The 16,444-nt window shown below is 67.4% G+C and carries 17 protein-coding genes; 9 read left to right on the top strand and 8 right to left on the bottom strand.

Features of this window, described 5'->3' with window-relative positions:
• Window positions 1–192: 192 nt before the first annotated feature.
• The 3 genes from FBY28_RS00975 to yaaA form a co-directional block, all read right to left on the bottom strand.
• Window positions 193–1,560 carry a WS/DGAT/MGAT family O-acyltransferase gene (locus tag FBY28_RS00975; RefSeq protein WP_141863557.1) on the bottom strand — a complete coding sequence of 456 codons (1,368 nt, stop codon included), beginning with the start codon at window positions 1,558–1,560 and terminating at the stop codon, window positions 193–195.
• Window positions 1,561–1,604: 44 nt separating this feature from the next.
• Window positions 1,605–2,786, bottom strand: a complete 1,182-nt coding sequence (locus FBY28_RS00970) for an esterase family protein (protein WP_174241513.1) — start codon at window positions 2,784–2,786, stop codon at window positions 1,605–1,607.
• Window positions 2,787–2,866: 80 nt separating this feature from the next.
• Complete coding sequence (gene yaaA, locus FBY28_RS00965; protein WP_141863556.1) at window positions 2,867–3,613, bottom strand: peroxide stress protein YaaA; 747 nt, start codon at window positions 3,611–3,613, stop codon at window positions 2,867–2,869.
• 58 nt (window positions 3,614–3,671) lie between these two features.
• On the opposite strand from yaaA, the gene FBY28_RS00960 reads away from it, so the two are divergent.
• Window positions 3,672–4,112 carry a hypothetical protein gene (locus tag FBY28_RS00960; RefSeq protein WP_141863555.1) on the top strand — a complete coding sequence of 147 codons (441 nt, stop codon included), beginning with the start codon at window positions 3,672–3,674 and terminating at the stop codon, window positions 4,110–4,112.
• Between the two features lie 13 nt (window positions 4,113–4,125).
• The gene (locus tag FBY28_RS00955; protein ID WP_141863554.1) at window positions 4,126–4,380 is read left to right on the top strand and encodes a hypothetical protein; all 255 of its coding nucleotides are present in this window, start codon (window positions 4,126–4,128) and stop codon (window positions 4,378–4,380) included.
• A 4-nt stretch (window positions 4,381–4,384) separates the two neighbouring features.
• Here FBY28_RS00955 and FBY28_RS00950 read toward each other — a convergent pair whose 3' ends face one another.
• Window positions 4,385–5,053: a FadR/GntR family transcriptional regulator gene (locus FBY28_RS00950; RefSeq protein WP_141863553.1), complete on the bottom strand. Its 669-nt coding sequence runs from the start codon at window positions 5,051–5,053 to the stop codon at window positions 4,385–4,387.
• A 48-nt stretch (window positions 5,054–5,101) separates the two neighbouring features.
• On the opposite strand from FBY28_RS00950, the gene FBY28_RS00945 reads away from it, so the two are divergent.
• Window positions 5,102–6,349 (top strand): CynX/NimT family MFS transporter, encoded by a 1,248-nt coding sequence (locus tag FBY28_RS00945; protein WP_141863552.1) that lies wholly within the window; start codon window positions 5,102–5,104, stop codon window positions 6,347–6,349.
• A gap of 7 nt (window positions 6,350–6,356) precedes the next feature.
• Here the strand turns inward: FBY28_RS00945 and FBY28_RS00940 are convergent, their stop codons facing one another.
• Complete coding sequence (locus FBY28_RS00940; protein ID WP_141863551.1) at window positions 6,357–6,872, bottom strand: C40 family peptidase; 516 nt, start codon at window positions 6,870–6,872, stop codon at window positions 6,357–6,359.
• Window positions 6,873–7,189: 317 nt separating this feature from the next.
• Here FBY28_RS00940 and FBY28_RS00935 point away from each other — a divergent pair, with 317 nt between their 5' ends.
• The 3 genes from FBY28_RS00935 (at window position 7,190) to FBY28_RS00925 (ending at window position 9,865) form a co-directional block, all read left to right on the top strand.
• On the top strand, window positions 7,190–7,741 hold the full coding sequence (locus FBY28_RS00935; RefSeq protein WP_141863550.1) for an Rv1352/Rv1906c domain-containing protein: 552 nt from the start codon (window positions 7,190–7,192) through the stop codon (window positions 7,739–7,741).
• 158 nt (window positions 7,742–7,899) lie between these two features.
• Window positions 7,900–9,078, top strand: a complete 1,179-nt coding sequence (locus FBY28_RS00930; RefSeq protein WP_141863549.1) for an acyltransferase family protein — start codon at window positions 7,900–7,902, stop codon at window positions 9,076–9,078.
• Between the two features lie 70 nt (window positions 9,079–9,148).
• Window positions 9,149–9,865, top strand: coding sequence for an Rv0518 family GDSL lipase (locus FBY28_RS00925; protein ID WP_141863548.1), 717 nt, complete (start codon window positions 9,149–9,151; stop codon window positions 9,863–9,865).
• A gap of 1 nt (window position 9,866) precedes the next feature.
• Here the strand turns inward: FBY28_RS00925 and FBY28_RS00920 are convergent, their stop codons facing one another.
• Window positions 9,867–10,526: an MOSC domain-containing protein gene (locus FBY28_RS00920; RefSeq protein ID WP_141863547.1), complete on the bottom strand. Its 660-nt coding sequence runs from the start codon at window positions 10,524–10,526 to the stop codon at window positions 9,867–9,869.
• Between the two features lie 22 nt (window positions 10,527–10,548).
• Here FBY28_RS00920 and FBY28_RS00915 point away from each other — a divergent pair, with 22 nt between their 5' ends.
• Genes FBY28_RS00915 through FBY28_RS00905 form a run of 3 tightly spaced genes read left to right on the top strand, consistent with a single transcriptional unit; the run spans window position 10,549 to window position 13,897 of the window.
• Window positions 10,549–11,703, top strand: coding sequence for an alkaline phosphatase family protein (locus FBY28_RS00915; protein WP_141863546.1), 1,155 nt, complete (start codon window positions 10,549–10,551; stop codon window positions 11,701–11,703).
• A 12-nt stretch (window positions 11,704–11,715) separates the two neighbouring features.
• Complete coding sequence (locus FBY28_RS00910) at window positions 11,716–12,642, top strand: enolase C-terminal domain-like protein (RefSeq protein WP_141863545.1); 927 nt, start codon at window positions 11,716–11,718, stop codon at window positions 12,640–12,642.
• 4 nt (window positions 12,643–12,646) lie between these two features.
• Window positions 12,647–13,897: a cytochrome P450 gene (locus tag FBY28_RS00905; RefSeq protein WP_141863544.1), complete on the top strand. Its 1,251-nt coding sequence runs from the start codon at window positions 12,647–12,649 to the stop codon at window positions 13,895–13,897.
• 15 nt (window positions 13,898–13,912) lie between these two features.
• Here the strand turns inward: FBY28_RS00905 and FBY28_RS00900 are convergent, their stop codons facing one another.
• Window positions 13,913–15,499, bottom strand: coding sequence for an HNH endonuclease signature motif containing protein (locus tag FBY28_RS00900; RefSeq protein ID WP_141863543.1), 1,587 nt, complete (start codon window positions 15,497–15,499; stop codon window positions 13,913–13,915).
• 46 nt (window positions 15,500–15,545) lie between these two features.
• Complete coding sequence (locus FBY28_RS00895) at window positions 15,546–16,439, bottom strand: aminoglycoside phosphotransferase family protein (protein ID WP_141863542.1); 894 nt, start codon at window positions 16,437–16,439, stop codon at window positions 15,546–15,548.
• Window positions 16,440–16,444: the final 5 nt, after the last annotated feature.

The raw sequence follows: 16,444 nt of genomic DNA, 5'->3' as shown, positions 1-16,444 counted from the left end.
CGGTGGGTGGCATCGATTTCCTGATTCGGCCGGCGACAAACGACGTGGGGAACCTATCGCGGTTCCGGTCCCAGATTCACCGCGCGTCGGAGCCGACACCGATCCGATGCGATCCGTTGCCCGTCCTGTGACGCGAAGCGAAGCCCACTCGCGAAAAGAACGTCCTGCGAATGCCTTTTCCGCCGGTTCACCTCACATGCCGGCGGCTGCCTTTTCCAGGTCGGTCAGTGAATCCTCCAGATGCACGAGCAACCGCTGCAAGTGCGGCACGCTACGCCGGCAACCGACGAGTCCGAAATCGAGGTTGTCGGCATTGTTGGTGAGCGTGATGTTCAGGGCCTGGCCATCCAGTGCGATCGACATGGGGTAGTTGCCGTCGAGTCGGGCCCCGTTCCAGTACATCGGCTCTCGTGCCCCCGGCACGTTGGAGATGACGATGTTGAACGGCGGCGGTGTCGAGGACACGACGCCGGGGACCAGGCTCAGGCCCAGCCCGGCGACCAGGAAACCCGACAGCGCCAGTGCCTGAGTTCGCGGGAGTTCGCTGAACACCCGCTTGTTGTCGCGCGTCGAGGAACTGATGGCCTCCAGCCTGCGCAGCGGATCGGCGGTGTCGGTGGCCAGGTTACACAAAATGGTGCCGACCATGTTCCCGCCGGCGTCCTGCTCGTGCTCACTGCGCAGGCTCACCGGAACCATTGCCACCAAGGGAGTCTCGGGTAATGCGTTCTGCTCTTCCAGGTAGGCGCGCAGCGCACCGGCGCACATGGCCAACACGACATCGTTGACCGTGACGCCGGTGGCCGCCTTCACCGCCCGGATCCGCGCCAGCGGCCAGGATTGCGCGGCGCACCGGCGGGCGCCACCGATGGGCACGTTGAACATCGTCTTGGGTGCCCGGTACGGCAGCGTGAGTTGCTGCTCGAGCAGGGCCGCGCGGGCCAACCCCAAGGTGGTCGGGGCCAGCCCCGCGACGGCCGACGCGGTACCCGTCACCGACCGCACCAGTGATCCCGCCGTATTCGGGCGCGCAGGCCTGCGCTTGGGCGCCAACGTCCAGGGAACCCGGATCTCGCGGTCATGCGGGTCCGCCGACAACGTCCTGATCATCAGCCGTTGTGCCGAGACGCCGTCGATGAGGGAGTGGTGGATCTTGGTGTAGACGGCGAACCTGCCGTCGCTGAGGCCCTCCACGAAGTACGCCTCCCACAGTGGCCGATGACGGTCCAGCAGGCTGCCGTGGATGCGCGAGGTGAGCTCGAGCAGCTCACGTACCCGTCCGGGCCTCGGCAAACCCGAACGCCGCAGGTGATAGTCGACGTCGACCTCGTCGTCCAAAGTCCAACCGATATTGGTGATTCCACCGAAGAACGTCGCCGGGTGCTTACGGAATGTCGGCTGGAAATCGCCGAAGCCGGCGATCGCCCGATACATCTCCGCCACGAAGTCCGGTCCGGCATCGGCGGGTGGTTCGAAGAGCTGAAGACCTCCGACATGCATCGGATGCTCGCGGGACTCACCGACGAGGAACATCGCATCGGTCGGGGAAATCAGCTTCATGGGGTGAAACTACCCACCCGGATGCCGGTCGTACCGTCGAATTCTCAGGAGGGCGGAAGTGTGGCCGGCTGGACCGCCGCCGGGATCGCCGGGGCCGGTGCGATGGGCGCGGCGACGCGGGGCGCTGCCGCGAGCGGCGGGACGGGTGAACCGACCACCGCGGCGAGTTGCCCTGCGCCCACGGCCGGCGCGACGGCCGGCGGAAGACCCGGAACAGGAGCGCCCGGCACCGGCGCGGCTGCCGGCGGGGCAGGAGGAATTACCCCGAGCACGCGTTGCAGATCCGGCTTCATCGCCTGCAACTGGGATCCCCAGTAGCCCCAGCTGTGTGTCCCGTCCTTGGGGAAGTTGAAGACACCGTTGCGCCCGCCCGCGGCCAGATAGCGCTGCTGGAAGGTCTTGTTCGTGTTCAGGGTGATGTTCTCCAAGAACTGCGCGCTGAACATCCCGCCGAAATCACCGCCGGTGTCGAGGTCGGAGGGGGTGCCGTCACCGCAGTAGATCCAGATCGCGGTGCGGTTGGCTGCCAGCGTCGCCACATTGACCATCGGGTCGTTGCGGCGCCAGGCAGGGTCGTTGGTCTGCCCCCACATGCTCGTGGCGTTGTATCCGCCCGCATCGCGCATCGCCAGGCCGATCAGGGTCGGCCACAGACCCAGTGACGGGTTGACGAAGCCGGAGAGAGAGGCGGCGAAGATGAACTTGGTCGGGTGCCAAACGGCGAGGGTCAACGCAGATCCGCCCGACATCGACAGTCCCACAACCGCATTGCCAACCGGGCTGATCCCGCGGTTGGCGGCCAACCAGCCGGGCAGCTCCTGGGTCAGGAACGTCTCCCATTTGTAGGTGAGCGTGCCGTTGTTACCCGCGGCCGGCTGATACCAGTCGCTGTAGAAGCTCGACTGACCGCCGACAGGCATCACGATGGACAGACCGGAGTCGTGATACCACTCGAATGCCGCGGTGTTGATGTCCCAACCGCTGAAATCGTCCTGTGCCCGCAGGCCGTCGAGGAGGTACACCGCATGGGGGCCGCCGCCCTGGAATTCGACACGGATGTTGCGTCCCATCGATGGCGACGGGATGTCGAGTTGTTCGACCGGTAGCCCCGGCCTGGAGAACGCGGCGGCCTCGGGAGCGCCGATCAGTGAGCCCGCGACGGCGGTGGCCAGGACTGTGGACACGCAACGACGCGCCCAGCGCCGCAGCCTTGTCGGATGCGTCATGCACGGCAAACTAGCAGCGCACGGGTGAGCCGCAACGGCGCGACGCTCGCTGTGATCGCGTTGTTATATAACGATTTAACTCACGCGGGCACGATAATCGTCAGGTTGTTCCCGTCGCGTTCGACACGCATCCCCGCCCGGCGCGCAATGCCGACGACCTTGGCGGCATCGTCGGGTTCTGCGCGACTGGTCGCCAGCGCCCTGGCCAGTCTGCCCTTGTGCGCCTTGTTGAAATGGCTTACCACCGAACGATGTCCGTCCTCTCGTTCGGCAAGGACATCCACTCGTACGGCCCCAGGAAGCCGGCCCAGTCCCACATAGGACCCGGACCGCAGATCGATGACGAGGTCGGCCTCGGCGATCTCGGCCAGCAATGGTTCCAGCACCGGACGCCAGCGGGCGGCCAGTGTCGGGCGTCCCGGGAGCTTCGACCCTGCCGAGAGCCGGTAGGCCGGAACCGGGTCGTCGGCGCGCAGCAGGCCGAACAGCGCGGACCCGATCGCCAGTCGGGCACGTGCCCGCGCCGCCGCGGCACCGCGTAACGAGTCGACGTCGAGTGCGTCGTAGAGCACCCCGGTGTAGCGCTGGATGGCCGCGATGGTCGGCGCGGTCACCAGCTCGGCATTGCGGGCGATCTCGGCATCCTGGGCAGCGGTCACACCGAGCGCCCGACGCGATGCGGGGATATCGGAAGCCAGTGCGCCCAGTTCGTCGACGAGCTCGCCGCGCACGCCGTTCAGGGCTGGAAAGCTGAGGTCGTGCAACCGCAGGGCGGGGCCGTCGCCGCCGGCGCGTTTGGTCTCCGAGGGGGGAAGCAGCACGATCACGGCACAGACGTTAGCTCAGGCCGCACCGCATCGTGCCGCGGCTCCGGCGCAGTGCCGGATGGTCATCATCGGCCTGTCGATGAATTTGCTGAAATTGCACGTACGGGGATTTTCGGTGCCTTTGTCCATTCGTGAAATCGAATGTTGCGCGCGCACGCTTTTGCGCCATCCGCAATTGATCCCGACGGTCGCCGGCATTTCGGGTGCCTTTGCGGGGCTGTGGCCGATCAAGTTCGCGCCCCCGGAGTTTACGATGGACACACCGGGTGCAACGCCGGTCCGACCGCTTTTCCGGTTCGTTGCGGCGGACGGATTGACAACGTTGTATTCGGTAAATGAGGATCGGCGTGTTCGGTTGGGCGTCGATCGGTACGAGGGGATCGAACAGATGCTCGTCGGGGGCTGGACGTGCAATGAGAAACAGCGCAGGGCCGGATCGCATATCCGTTTCTGCGTCTCACTCGACTGGGTGGCCGCGGATGGCGGTCGCCGCGGATGACTAGGGAGTTCTGGTGACTGCTCAGGGAATCGTCGGTGCCGACCCCGACAACCAGGATCAGGGACTCGCCATCGACGCGCGAGTGCGCGTCCATGCCGGTACCGAGGACGAGGCAGTCGGAGTGATCGTCGACGATTTCGGCGACACAGCTGGTCAGTCCGTCGATATCGGTGAGCACCACATCGCGGATCCGGCGCGGCGGTGGGCAGTTCTGCTCGACAGCGGCTCGCTGACGTTCGTCGATTCCGACGTCCTGCAGCCGGAGTAGGCGACTACCGCTCCGGAAGCCGGTCGAGAAGCTCGTCGAGAAATCCGCCGGCCTCCCTGCTCGCCAGCGCCTGGTCGCCGTCGGCGATGGCCTGGATAAGCTCGCGGTGCTGCGGGCTCTCGTCGAGATTTCCGGTACTCGTGACCACGCTTGCGAGCACGACTTCGGTCAACCCGCGGTACAGCTCGGTCAACACCGCGTTGTGTGCGCTGCGCACGATCGCGAAGTGCAGGTCGGCATCCGCGCGGGCGAATTCCTCGTCCCGCCGGTCGCTGCGTAGCTGCTCGGTGCGCTCCCAGAGTTGCCACAATGTGTCCAGATCCTCGGCGCTGCGTGCCGTGGCGGCCAGCCGGGCGGCCTCCACCTCGAGACAACGCCGCACCTGAAGCACGTCGCGCAGTTCCGAGCCGCACAGGCGGTGCAGGGCTCCGGAGACCTCGCTGGTGGCCCGCACATAGGTCCCATCGCCCTGTCGGACCTCGAAGATTCCACTGTGAGCAAGGGCACGGACGGCCTCCCGGACGGTATTTCGTCCCACTCCGAGAGACTGCGCCAGCTCCGGTTCGGTCGGGATCTTGGCGTTGACCGGCCACTCGCCGGTGGCCACTGAGCTGCGCAGCTGCTCGATGGCCTGGTCGACCAAGCCCGTCCGGCGCGTCGAAGCCAACGGCACGCGAAACCCCTTTCATCCAATCATCGGATGTATGGCAACCTAGTGCAGATGAACCACAGCCGCCACCCGCAGACCCTGGACGGCCGGGACGTCGAGGCCCATGGTCCGATCGATCCGCGTCCCGCCGAGGTGGTCGCCGGCGGCGTGCTGCTGATGGCGGCGGTCGTGCTGACGGCGGCGAATCTGCGCCCGGCCATCACCAGTGTGGGACCGCTGCTCGCGGACATGCGGGGTGAGCTTGGAACATCGGCGTTGTGGGCCGGACTGCTCACCACTTTGCCGGGATTGTGTTTCGCGTTGGCCGGACTGACTGCGCCCTATCTGGCGCGTCGGATCGGATTGGGCCACGCAATCTCCGCAGCACTCGGAATCCTGATCGGCGGCCTGGTGTTGCGTGTCGTCGACGGGCCTGCGGTCGTCATCGGCGGCACCCTGGTGGCCACCGCCGGGATCGCCTTGATCAACGTGTTGATCCCCGTCGTGATCAAGGAGTCCTTTCCCGCCCGGATCGGCTTGATGACCGGCATCTATACGGCGGCCCTACAGGGCGGTGGCGCCGCCGGTTCCGCTGTCACCCCGCCGCTGGACGACCTGTTCGGCGGCTGGCGGCCCGCGCTCGGCGCCTGGGCGGGCCTGGCCGCCGCGGCGCTGGTCTTCTGGGTACTGGCCATCCGCGGGCACCATGCGCGGGCAACCGCCGCCACGCCGGCCGCCGCGGCGGGACAACCCCGTTCGATGCTCCGGAGCAGGCTGGCCTGGATCATCACCGGATTCTTCGGGTGCCAGTCGTGCCTGGCCTACATCGTGATGGGTTGGCTGCCGCAGGTCTTCATCGACCACGGGATGAGCAAGTCCGATGCCGGACTGCTGCTCGGCCTGAACGCGGTGATCGCCGTGCCGATCAGCATCGTGGTGGCCCCGATGGCTGCCAGGCGGGCCAGTCAGAGCGGTTGGATCGTCGGACTGGGACTGCTCGGTTTCGGTGGAGTCCTGGGGTTGACGCTCGCGCCGATGGCGGCGCCGCTGTTGTGGACGGTCCTGCTCGGACTGGGTATGAGCGTGTTCTCGCTCGCTCTGGCGGTGATCGGCCTGCGCTCACGGACCGCTGCGGATACCGCCCGGTTGTCCGGGATGGTGCAGGGGTTGGGATATCTACTGGCCGGCGTGGGACCGTTCCTCTTCGGGCTGCTGCACGAGACGAGCGGTGGATGGACGGTGCCCTGGGTCATGGTCATGACGGTGTACATCGTGCAGATGGTGTTGGGCGCTTTGGCGGGCCGTCCCCGCTACGTCTGAGTCTCGCCTAGACGGGAACGCCGGGCGGGGGTGCGACGGGAGGGAGCTGTCCCGGCGGAGGCGGCACGAACGCCACTGGCGCCGGCGGCGGGGGAACACCCGGTGCGGGAGGCGGCGGGGGTGTGCCCGGTGCGGGAGGCGCCGGCGCGATCTCCTCGACGGGGAGATACATGTGCTTGGTGAATTGCGGCTGGTAGGCGCCTCCGCCGCCGATCTTGACTCCGCCGCCTTCACCGGAGGACACCGCGGTGCCGTCCGGCAGTGTCACTGCGGTGTGGCCACTGTTCCACCCGATCACCAGCGCGCCGGGCTGAGTGCCGTACCTGAACCCGCGCGCCAGCAGTGCGCTTTCCTGATTGCCTGTGTTGAACCGATCGCCGAAGACCGGTCGATTCGTCGCGGCGTTGCTGACCCATGATGCGAGGCCCGAGCAATCTGTACCGGCCGGGGAGTCCCCACCCGAGATATACGGCGTTCCCGACACCTGGCCAACCAGCGCCAATAGTGAAGCTACAGCAAACATGGCGACGGACGTTAACAGAGCATTTTGTAAGCGGGCAAAATCTTGTGACTCCAGACACAGGTCTGTAAAACCGCAGTTCACATCACAAATACGCACAACTTCGGCGCTGCGCGGCGGAACTTGATGGTTGATTTTTCGACCGCCAGGGGAGTTCTCGCAAACTCGACGCCGCCGTGGTGAGCCGGTGGTCCGTCGGGCGCCCGTGGACTTGGAAACCGAAGGGCCGCAACGAATCTGCTGAGTCATGCGGCCGCGACGCAAGAGGGAGGCACGCCATGCGTTTTCGCAGCCGCCGCGGCGCGCTTACTCTGGGTGTCATGGCTTTGAGGAATCCGGCGATGCTCGGTGCGGTTCTGGCGGTGGCTGCGATGGCTTCTGCCGGTATCGCGGCCGCCGAACCACCCGCGCCGAGTCCGGCTCCCGTAGACCCGGCCGCGCCCGCCGCCGCTCCTGCACCGGCACCGGCACCGGCGACCGTGATCGACAAGGACGGCACCTACCGGGTCGGCGTCGATATCGTTCCCGGTGTGTACGCCTCGGCGGGACCGTTCCCCGACGGCACGTGCTCCTGGCGGCGGATGGCACCGGCGGTCGACGGTGCCGAACAAGGCGAGACCCTGGACCGTGCGTTCACCAAACAGCCCCAGGTCGTCCAGGTCCTGCCGACCGATGGCGTGTTCAAGACCACCGAGTGCCAGACCTGGACGCTGACCGATCAACCGCCGCCGGCGCCGGGAATGGGCCCACTGCTGGCCGGACTGCAGGTGCGCGGCTATCTCGATTCGCTCAACCGCAACGCCCAGCAGTACGAGGCCAACAAACCGCCGCCGGCCCCGGCGGCCCCGGCACCACCGGCCCCGGCGCCTTAATCCGGACCGGGTCCGGCGCACCGACGCGAGTTCGCCCTACCGCGCCAAGGCGCGTAGCGCTGTTATTCTGCGTGAGCCGGAAGTGAGGACCTCGGGGAGAGCGGTCCGCCCGGGCAGCGCGCGCGAGCGCGAAGTAATCGGAACGCGAAAAGAGTGTCGTGCGTAGCGGAGAAATCAAGGCCCTCACCGGCCTTCGCCTCTTCGCCGCCGTCTGGGTGGTGTTGTTCCATTTCCGCCCGCTGCTGGCCGAATCGATACCCGATGTCAGTACCGCGTTGGCGCCGATACTCAACAGTGGCGCCCAAGGCGTCGACCTCTTTTTCATTCTGAGCGGTTTCGTCCTGGCCTGGAACTACCTGGACCGGATGGGTCCGACCTGGTCGACCCGCGACACCCTGCACTTCCTGTGGATGCGGTTGGCTCGGGTGTGGCCGGTTTATCTGGTCACACTGCACCTTGCGGCACTGTGGATCATCTTCACCCTCTACGTCGGGCGGTTCCCGTCCGAAGTGGCCGACACCCTGACCGCCACCAGTTATCTACGGCAACTCTTCCTCGTGCAGCTGTGGTACCAGCCCTATTTCGACGGCTCGAGCTGGAACGGGCCGGCATGGTCGATCAGCGCCGAGTGGCTGGCTTACCTGTTCTTCGGCTTCCTGGCGCTGGTGGTGTTCCGGATGGCCGCGGCCACCCGCGCTCGCAGCCTGTTGCTGCTGTCGTTCGCGGCCACCCTGCCGCCCGTGATGTTCCTGCTGTCCAGCGGACAGATCTATACGCCGTGGAGCTGGTTGCCCCGCATCCTGATGCAGTTCACCGCCGGAGTCATCGCGTGCGCGGCGGTGCGCCGCTTGTACCCCAGCGACCGGGCCCGGACTGCGGCAGGGCTGGCTTCCATCGCGTTGGTCGCCACGATCATCGGCAGCCTGTACTGGCTGGACGAGCATCCGTTCCCCGGTGTGATCGACAGCGGGGGAGTCGTCGACCTGCTGTTCGTGCCGTTGGTGGTCACGTTGTCGATCGGTGCGGGCACGCTGCCGTGGCTGCTCTCCCAACGCATCCTGATCTACGGCGGGCAGATCTCGTTCAGCCTGTACATGGTCCACGAGCTGATCCACACCGCCTGGATCTGGGCGGCCAAGCAATTCGAACTGACGATGGCCGGGCCAGGGGGCGGGTGGTGGCTGGTCGCGGTGTTCGCCGTCACCCTGACGGCATCGGCGGCGCTGTATCACGTGGTGGAGGAGCCGGCCCGGATATGGATGCGTCGGATGGTCGGTAGAAAGAAGCCTGCTGCCAGCGTGCACGCGGTGGACTCCGAGACCCGGCTGTCGGCGTGACCCGCCATGTGACCCCAATGGCCGTGTGCGGCAGGGCTTCTCACGGGTTCTTCGAGTAAGCTCGCCGCCGATGATCCTGACAGACGTGCTGCGGCGCCCCATCCTGCCCCTGTCGACGCTGGCAGCGGTGGTCGTGATGCTCGTATGCGTCGTCATACCGGTCGCCCACATCGACGCGCGGCCGCTGTCGGTGGAGACACCGTTGAGCCGGGTAGCGGTGATCGGCGACTCGTATACCAACGGAACCGATTGGGGCGGGATCGGTGCGGCCGGGTGGCCGGCCCAGGCCTGGCAGTTGCTGGCCGCCCAGGGCAGGCCCGTCGTCGCCGATGTCGCGGCAGAGGGCCGGGCAGGCTATGGCGTGCGGGGTGACCGCGGCAGCCTGTTCTGGGATCTGACGACGCGCGCGGTCCGGCCCGACGATCGGTTGGTGGTGTTCTTCGGATCGCGCAACGACCAACCGGTGGCGGTTACCGATGTCGTCGATCAGGCCCGCAATGCCTTTGCCCTGGTGCACGGGATCGCACCGGCGGCCCGCCTCCTGGTCATCGGGCCGCCCTGGCCGACCGCCGACGTGCCGGTGGAAATCCTGCGCATCAGAGATGCGCTGGCGGCCGTGGCCCGGTCGGCCGGCGCGCGATTCGTCGATCCGATTGCCGAGGGCTGGTTCGTCGGCCGTCCCGATCTGATCGCCGCCGACGGCGTGCATCCCACCGACGCGGGCCATCTCTACCTCGCCGACAAGATTGCCCGTCTGATGGGTGCGCAGCTGACGTTGCGGCGCTGATTCACACCCCGGCTTTGCGGCGGGCCTTCTCCTTGAGCTGGTCCGGCAGGGCGTCGGCCGCGAGCAGTGCGGGCCACAGGGCGGGCTGCGTCGTCATCGCCCGGAAGACGGTTCCGATCGTCACGTCATGGTCCGGGCGATCGATTATCTCGACGGCATCGCCCCCGCGCACCGACCCCGGCGAGATCACGCGCAGATACGCTCCCGGTGCACCCTTGCGCGTGAATGTCTTGATCCAGCCGTCGATATCCAGCCACGCCGAGAAGGTCCGGCACGGGGTGCGGGGACGGGTCACCTCCAGCACAAGACCGTCGGTCCCGATGCGCCAGCGTTCGCCGACGAGCGCGTTGGTGACGTCGATGCCCGCGGTGGTGAGATTCTCGCCGAACACGCCGTTGGAGATATCGCGGCCGAGTTCACCCTCCCAGAAGTCCAGATCTTCCCGGGCGTAGGCATAAACCGCCTGGTCGTCGCCGCCGTGGTACTTCTGTTCGCTGACCAGATCGCCGACCATGCCACTGCCGAGACCGCCACGCATCGGGCCGGGGGCCCGTACGGTGACCGCCTCATCGGTGGGGCGTTTGTCGATGCCGGTCGGCTTCTTCTTGTGGTCGGGGTTGGTCATGGGGTGGGCAATGTTGACCGTCAGCACGCTCGACATGGGGCAAGCCTAGTCTGGCGGCATGTTCGTCTCCCCGCGCTACGGCACCGGCGCACTTGCCGACCTTCTTCCGTCCGTCCTCGGGGTTCTCGGTGTGGCCGGCGAGTCGGACCGGATAGGTCTGGACCTGGGTGCGGTGCGACGAATCGCTGTCCTGCTGATCGACGGCATGGGCAGCGAATTGGTCGCGGCCCGCCGGGATGTCGCGCCGCTGCTGGCCGCCCGGCCGGACCGCTCGCTCACCGCAGGTTTCCCCAGCACGACGGTGGCGAGCCTGGCGTCGCTGGGCACCGGCCTGCCGTCGGGTGAGCACGGTCTGGTCGGCTACCTGCTTTCGGTGCCCGGTCACGACCGGTTGATGAATCCGCTGAAATGGGGGTTGATGGGCCAGGGGCCCAAGGTCGATCTGCTCAAAGAGCTCATCCCCGAGCAGTTCCAGCCCTCGCAGACCGCCTTCGAGCGGGCCGCCGCCGACGGTGTGCGGGTGACCCAGGTGGCGCCGACCTACCAGGCGGGCTCCGGGCTGACCCGGGCGGCGCTGCGCGGTGGCGACTTCCGGCCGGCCTTCTCCATGGGCGACCTTGTCGACGGGGTGCTCACGGCGCTGTCGGCTGCCGACCGCACGCTGGTCTATGCCTATCACGGCGACCTCGACATGACCGGCCATGTGCGTGGTCCACAGTCCGAATCCTGGGCGCTGGAACTGGCGCAGATCGACCTCATGATCCGGCTGATCGCCGAACGGCTACCGGCCGGGTCGGCGCTGATCGTCACCGCCGACCACGGCATGGTGCAGGTCGCCGACCCGGTCGATTTCGACAGCACCGCGGTGCTGCAGACCGGTGTGCGCACGCTGGGCGGCGAACCACGCGCCCGGCACGTCTACACCGAACCCGGTGCGGCCGATGATGTTGCCGCAACCTGGCGCGAGACGCTGGGCAGCGACTTCACCGTGTTGACCCGCTCGGAGGTCACCGGCGCCGGCTGGTTCGGACCGAACGTGCGCGCGGACGTCGCACCGCGAATCGGCGATGTGGTGGTGGTCTCCGATACCGATCGTGCCGTGATCCGCTCCGGTGCCGAACCCTTGCAATCGAACCTGCTCGGCCATCACGGTTCGCTGACGCCGGCGGAAATGTTGGTGCCGCTGTACACCTTCGCCGCTGCGGGCAACTAGCGTCCACTGCTTGTGCAGACCCTCATCGACCTCGATGCCGCCGCGGTGTTCGCCGTTCCGCTCCGTGACGGTGGCACCCACGAGGGCATGATGCTCGAAGGACCGCAGGGCTGGGGCGAATTCAGCCCGCCTGCCGACTGTCCCGACCAGTTGCTGGGACGGTGGCTCACGGCAGCCACCGAGGTGGGCACGGTCGGTTGGCCGGATGCGGTGCGTGGGCGCGTCCCTGTTGCCGTGGGCATCGGCGCCGTCGACCCCGGCCGCGCCCACGCGCAAGTCCTCGAATCGGGATGCCGCACCGCCACGGTCGAGGTGCACGGCGCGACGGCTGAGGACATCGAGCGCGTGGCGGCGGTCCGTGCGGCGTTGGGGCCCGGCGGGCAGATCCGGTGTGATGCGCGGGAGCGTTGGGACGCCGCGGGCGCGGTGGCTGCGATCGCGGCGCTGGACCGTGCCGCCGGTGGCCTCGAGTACATTGCGCGCCCCTGTGCCGACCACGAGCAGCTGCGCGCCGTGCGACGCCTGGTCGATGTTCCGATCGCCGTTCACGCCGCGCCAGATCTGGAGTTGCGCGGCATCGCGGACATCGCGATCCTGCACTGCGGTGTGCTCGGCGGGGCCCGGCGGGCCCTGCGCGTCGCCGAGATCAGCGGCCTGCCGTGCGTGGTGACCTCGGGTAAACAGACCAGCGTCGGTGCGGCGGTCGGGGTGGCTCTTGCCGGCGCGCTGCCCACGCTCCCGTTTGCCTGTGAGCTGGGCGCGGGACTGGTGCTGGCTGCGGATCCCGTCGCGGCGGCGCGAAGTCTGGTCCCGGTCGAGGGGTTCCTGCCGGTCGCACCGATGTCGCCGGCACCGCAGTTGCCTGCGGAGCACACGGTGACGGATCCGGAACGAATTCGGTGCTGGCGCAGACGTCTGCGGCACGCAATTGCACAATGAGGGCATGACCTCCGTGTCCACCCCGCAGGTACTCCTCGGCCGTGCGCTGGACCCGGCCAACCGGGTCGACCCCTATCCGGTGTACCGCCAACTGCGTGAGTACGGGCCGTTGCAGATCCCAGAGATCAGCTTGACGGTGTTGTCCTCGTACGCACACTGCGATGCCGTGCTGCGGCATCCGGCAGCGGCCAGCGACCGAATGAAGTCGGCCATCGCGCAGCGTCAGATCGCTGCGGGGGAACAGCCCCGACCGTTCGGCTTGGCCGGACTCGTCGACAAGCGACGGACGCCTGCCTTTCTGTTCCTCGATCCGCCGGACCACACCCGGCTGCGCAAGCTGGTGGCCAAGGCGTTCGCGCCGCGCGTGATCAACCAGCTGCGCCAGGAGATCGTCGGCACGGTCGACTCTTTGCTGGACACTGCGCAGGATCGCGGCGAGTTCGATGCGGTCGGCGGGCTGGCCTATCCGGTTGCGGTGGCCGTCATCTGCCGACTGCTCGGTGTTCCGGTCGAGGACGAACCGAAGTTCGGGATCGCCTCCACCCTGTTGGCCCAGACGGTCGATCCGTTTCTGTCGGCCACCGGCGAGGTGCCCGAGGGATTCACCGACCGCATCGAGGCGGGCAAGTGGTTGCGGCGCTATTTCCGCGACCTGATCAGCGCCCGGCGGAGCGATCCCGGTGACGACCTGATCTCCGCGCTGATCGCCGTCGAAGAGTCCGGGGATCAGCTGTCCGAGGACGAGATCATCTCAACCTGCAATCTGTTGCTCATCGCCGGACATGAGTCGACGGTCAGCATGATGGCCACCGCGGTACTGGCCATGCTTCGTGACAAGCAGCAGTGGGCGGCGTTGGGTGCCGACCCGAAGCGTGCATTGCGGGTCATCGAGGAGACGCTGCGATTCGACCCGGCTGCGCAGCTGCTGGGTCGGGTCGCCGCTGAGGACATCACCCTGGGCGATCTGCATATTCCCAAGGGCGACACCATGATCGTATTGTTGGCTGCGGCACACCGCGACCCGGCCGCCAACGCGAATCCGGACGTTTTCGATCCAGACCGTGGAGTCATCCGCCATCTGGGCTTCGGTCATGGTGCGCATTTCTGTCTCGGCGCACCCCTGGTGCGGCTGGAGGCCTCGATCGTGCTGTCGGCGGTGACAAAGCGGTTTCCGAATGCCGAACTCGGCGGTGACCCCGAGTACAAGCCAAACGTGACGCTGCGCGGAATGTTGTCGTTGCCGGTGACGGTCTAGGGGCGGCCACCCTTTTCAGAAGGGCGGGGGATCGGTGCCGATATCGCCGTCGGCTGCGTTGCGGGTGCGCTCGCTGTTGATGCGGTAGTCGCGGTCGTGTTGTCGGGTGCGTTTGCGCCGTGGGATGTCGGGTTCGCGTTCGGGGTGATCGATCAGGGTGATGTGCCGCGCTCGTGGGATCTCGACGTCAGATGTTCTGTGCGGGAACAGGACTGGCCCCAGCGGCATCGTTGTGTACCGGTGCCCGGTGGGTGCGGTCCATGTGGTGGTGCCGTCGGGGTGCGCTTCCGGTGTCCAGCCGGTTTTCATGGTTTTGAGTAGGTGGTGTTCGCGGCAGAGCGGGCGCAGGTTGCCCGGGTGGGTCGCCCCGGCGGGCCACGGGGTGAGGTGGTCCAGGTCGCAGCGTTGGGCGGGTTTCCCACAGCCGGGGAAACAGCAGGTCATCGCGGTCATGCGGACGTAGGCGGCCAGTTTTGTCGAGGGGCGGTAGCGGGGTTCGGAGCCCAGGTTGGTTGCGCTGCTCAGGGGTCGGACCCTCGCGCCGGTGGCGATGAGCTCGGCGAGCAGGTGGGCGGGGATGATCGCCCCGTCCAGGGTGATCCCGGCACCCACGCCGGGCCGAGTGCTGGCGGCCGGTGCAGAAGGTGCCGAGGGCGTCGAGGGAGGCTTTGGTTCGGCCTCGACGTCCGAACCGGATTCCTGATGTTCCTCCAACTCATCGGCATCGGGCGTGGCCGGTACCGGTCCGGTCGACGGCATAGGCCCGGTATCCGGCTTCGCCCCGTGCCCGCTATCGGGTTGCTGTCCGGTGAGCACGTAGATGGTGACCGCACCCGCCCGAGGATCCTTGCCCGATCCGGTGCATTCTTGGTTCCCGCACAGGCAGGTGAGTCGGTCGGCGCCGGCCAGGACGGCGGCCAGGGCGTCGGCGCGGCGTTCGGCCATGGTCCGCGGATCACCCTCACAGACACCATTGGCGAGGTCGGTGAGGCGGGTGTCGCTGATCGCGGCGTCGGTGGTGCGCATTCGTCCCCAGAACGAGACCACCCCGTCGGGGTCGTCGTTGTCGCCGAAGTCGATGTAGCGGTCTTTGGCGGCGGCCTTGGATCGGATGACCGCGACCGGGTCGAAGGTGTGCACCCAGAAGTCGACCGCGGTGATCAGCGCGCTCTCCGACAATGCGCCGTACTGGTGGGCGGTGCCGGCGATCCCGGCATCGATCAACGCCAGCGCCTCCTCATCACAGACCAGCTGGGTGCGCCAGGTGATCGCGGCGATGACCTTGGCCGAGACCGAGCCTTGCGTGAACACCTCGGCGGTCCTCGGTAGCCGGTCACGTAGGGCCATCGCGATGCGCATCTGGGCGCTGGCGGCCCGGGGGCTGAGGGTGCAGGCGGCGCTGATCTCGGCTTTGGCCAGCGCCCACCCGTCGATCAACCTCAACGCCGACGATTCGTCTTCGACCTCGCAGTGCCGGGCGGTGACCTCGGCGATCGCGGCCAGCCGCCGGGCCGCCGCAGCCGCCTCGGTGCGGGTGGCATCGGTGACCTCGGCGATGAGCGCCTCATCGCTCAGCCCCGACAATCCCGATCGTTCGAACATATGAGCGAGTCTACTTCGGCACACCGACAAGTCGGCCGGCCGAGCGTCAGTCCTGCACCGCCTTGGCGATGGCCACGCACATGGTCAGGTAGCGGCCATCGGGGACGGTGTTCTCGGTGAGCTCCCACATCGCGTCGTGCATCATCCGGATGATGACCCAGGCCCTGGCCCGGTCGGCATCGAAACCGGCGGCATCGACCAATGTGTAGAACCGCCGCCGCACCCCCTCGCGGACGTAACCCTCCAACTCGTCGAATCGGTTGGACAGCATCGGTGCCAGCTCGTAGTGCGGGTCGCCGCTCATCGGTTTGGGGTCGATCACCAGCCAGGGCTCGCGGTCTCCGGCCAGCACGTTCTCGTAGTGCAGATCGCCATGGATCAGGGTGCCGCTGCTGGCGGGGTCGCGCACCAGGTCCGCGCCCAGGCTCAACGCCTGTTCCACCAATCGGTGCGGCAACGCCGCGCTGCGCGGCAGCCCGGCCAACTCCGCGTTCCATTTCTCGATGAATCCGACCAGCGGACGCAGCTGAGGTAGGGCAGGCACATGCAGATGCCCGTACAGTCCCGCCACGATTTCGCAGGCCTCGATGTCCCACACCTCGTTGAGGTTCCGTTCCTTCAGCCGTTCCAGCAACAGCGCCCGCCGGTGCGGGTCGGCGCTGAGCAGTCGTACCGTCGCGACACCGCCCCAGCGGCGCAACGCCAGATGCTCGTGTTCGGACTCGTCGTCGGGGAACGCGATCTTGAGCATTGCCGGTACTCCGTCGACGGTTCGGACCGGCAGCACCAGCGAGCAGAAGCCGTGTTGTGCGGCACCGTCGATGGAGAGGTTCCAGTCCTGTACGGCGGCCGCGGTGTGGGTCGGCAAAACATCGATCCAGCGCTGCCATTCAGGACCACGAGCGGCCATCGCGCGGACCCCGTCGGGCAGGTCGATCACACGGT

This window comes from Arthrobacter sp. SLBN-53 (assembly GCF_006715585.1).
In the GTDB taxonomy this organism is placed as follows: domain Bacteria; phylum Actinomycetota; class Actinomycetes; order Mycobacteriales; family Mycobacteriaceae; genus Mycobacterium; species Mycobacterium neoaurum_A.
The sequence above is the reverse complement of the archived record's forward strand: the minus strand, read 5'-3'. Positions and strand labels throughout refer to the sequence as shown.

Excerpts from the sequence above, each read along its gene's own strand:
- FBY28_RS00975 (WP_141863557.1), bottom strand. The coding sequence starts at position 1,560 with ATGAAGCTGATTTCCCCGACCGATGCGATGTTCCTCGTCGGTGAGTCC.
- FBY28_RS00970 (WP_174241513.1), bottom strand. The coding sequence starts at position 2,786 with ATGACGCATCCGACAAGGCTGCGGCGCTGGGCGCGTCGTTGCGTGTCC.
- FBY28_RS00960 (WP_141863555.1), top strand. The coding sequence starts at position 3,672 with ATGGTCATCATCGGCCTGTCGATGAATTTGCTGAAATTGCACGTACGG.
- FBY28_RS00945 (WP_141863552.1), top strand. The coding sequence starts at position 5,102 with ATGAACCACAGCCGCCACCCGCAGACCCTGGACGGCCGGGACGTCGAG.
- FBY28_RS00940 (WP_141863551.1), bottom strand. The coding sequence starts at position 6,872 with ATGTTTGCTGTAGCTTCACTATTGGCGCTGGTTGGCCAGGTGTCGGGA.
- FBY28_RS00935 (WP_141863550.1), top strand. The coding sequence starts at position 7,190 with ATGGCTTTGAGGAATCCGGCGATGCTCGGTGCGGTTCTGGCGGTGGCT.
- FBY28_RS00925 (WP_141863548.1), top strand. The coding sequence starts at position 9,149 with ATGATCCTGACAGACGTGCTGCGGCGCCCCATCCTGCCCCTGTCGACG.
- FBY28_RS00920 (WP_141863547.1), bottom strand. The coding sequence starts at position 10,526 with ATGTCGAGCGTGCTGACGGTCAACATTGCCCACCCCATGACCAACCCC.
- FBY28_RS00915 (WP_141863546.1), top strand. The coding sequence starts at position 10,549 with ATGTTCGTCTCCCCGCGCTACGGCACCGGCGCACTTGCCGACCTTCTT.
- FBY28_RS00905 (WP_141863544.1), top strand. The coding sequence starts at position 12,647 with ATGACCTCCGTGTCCACCCCGCAGGTACTCCTCGGCCGTGCGCTGGAC.
- FBY28_RS00900 (WP_141863543.1), bottom strand. The coding sequence starts at position 15,499 with ATGTTCGAACGATCGGGATTGTCGGGGCTGAGCGATGAGGCGCTCATC.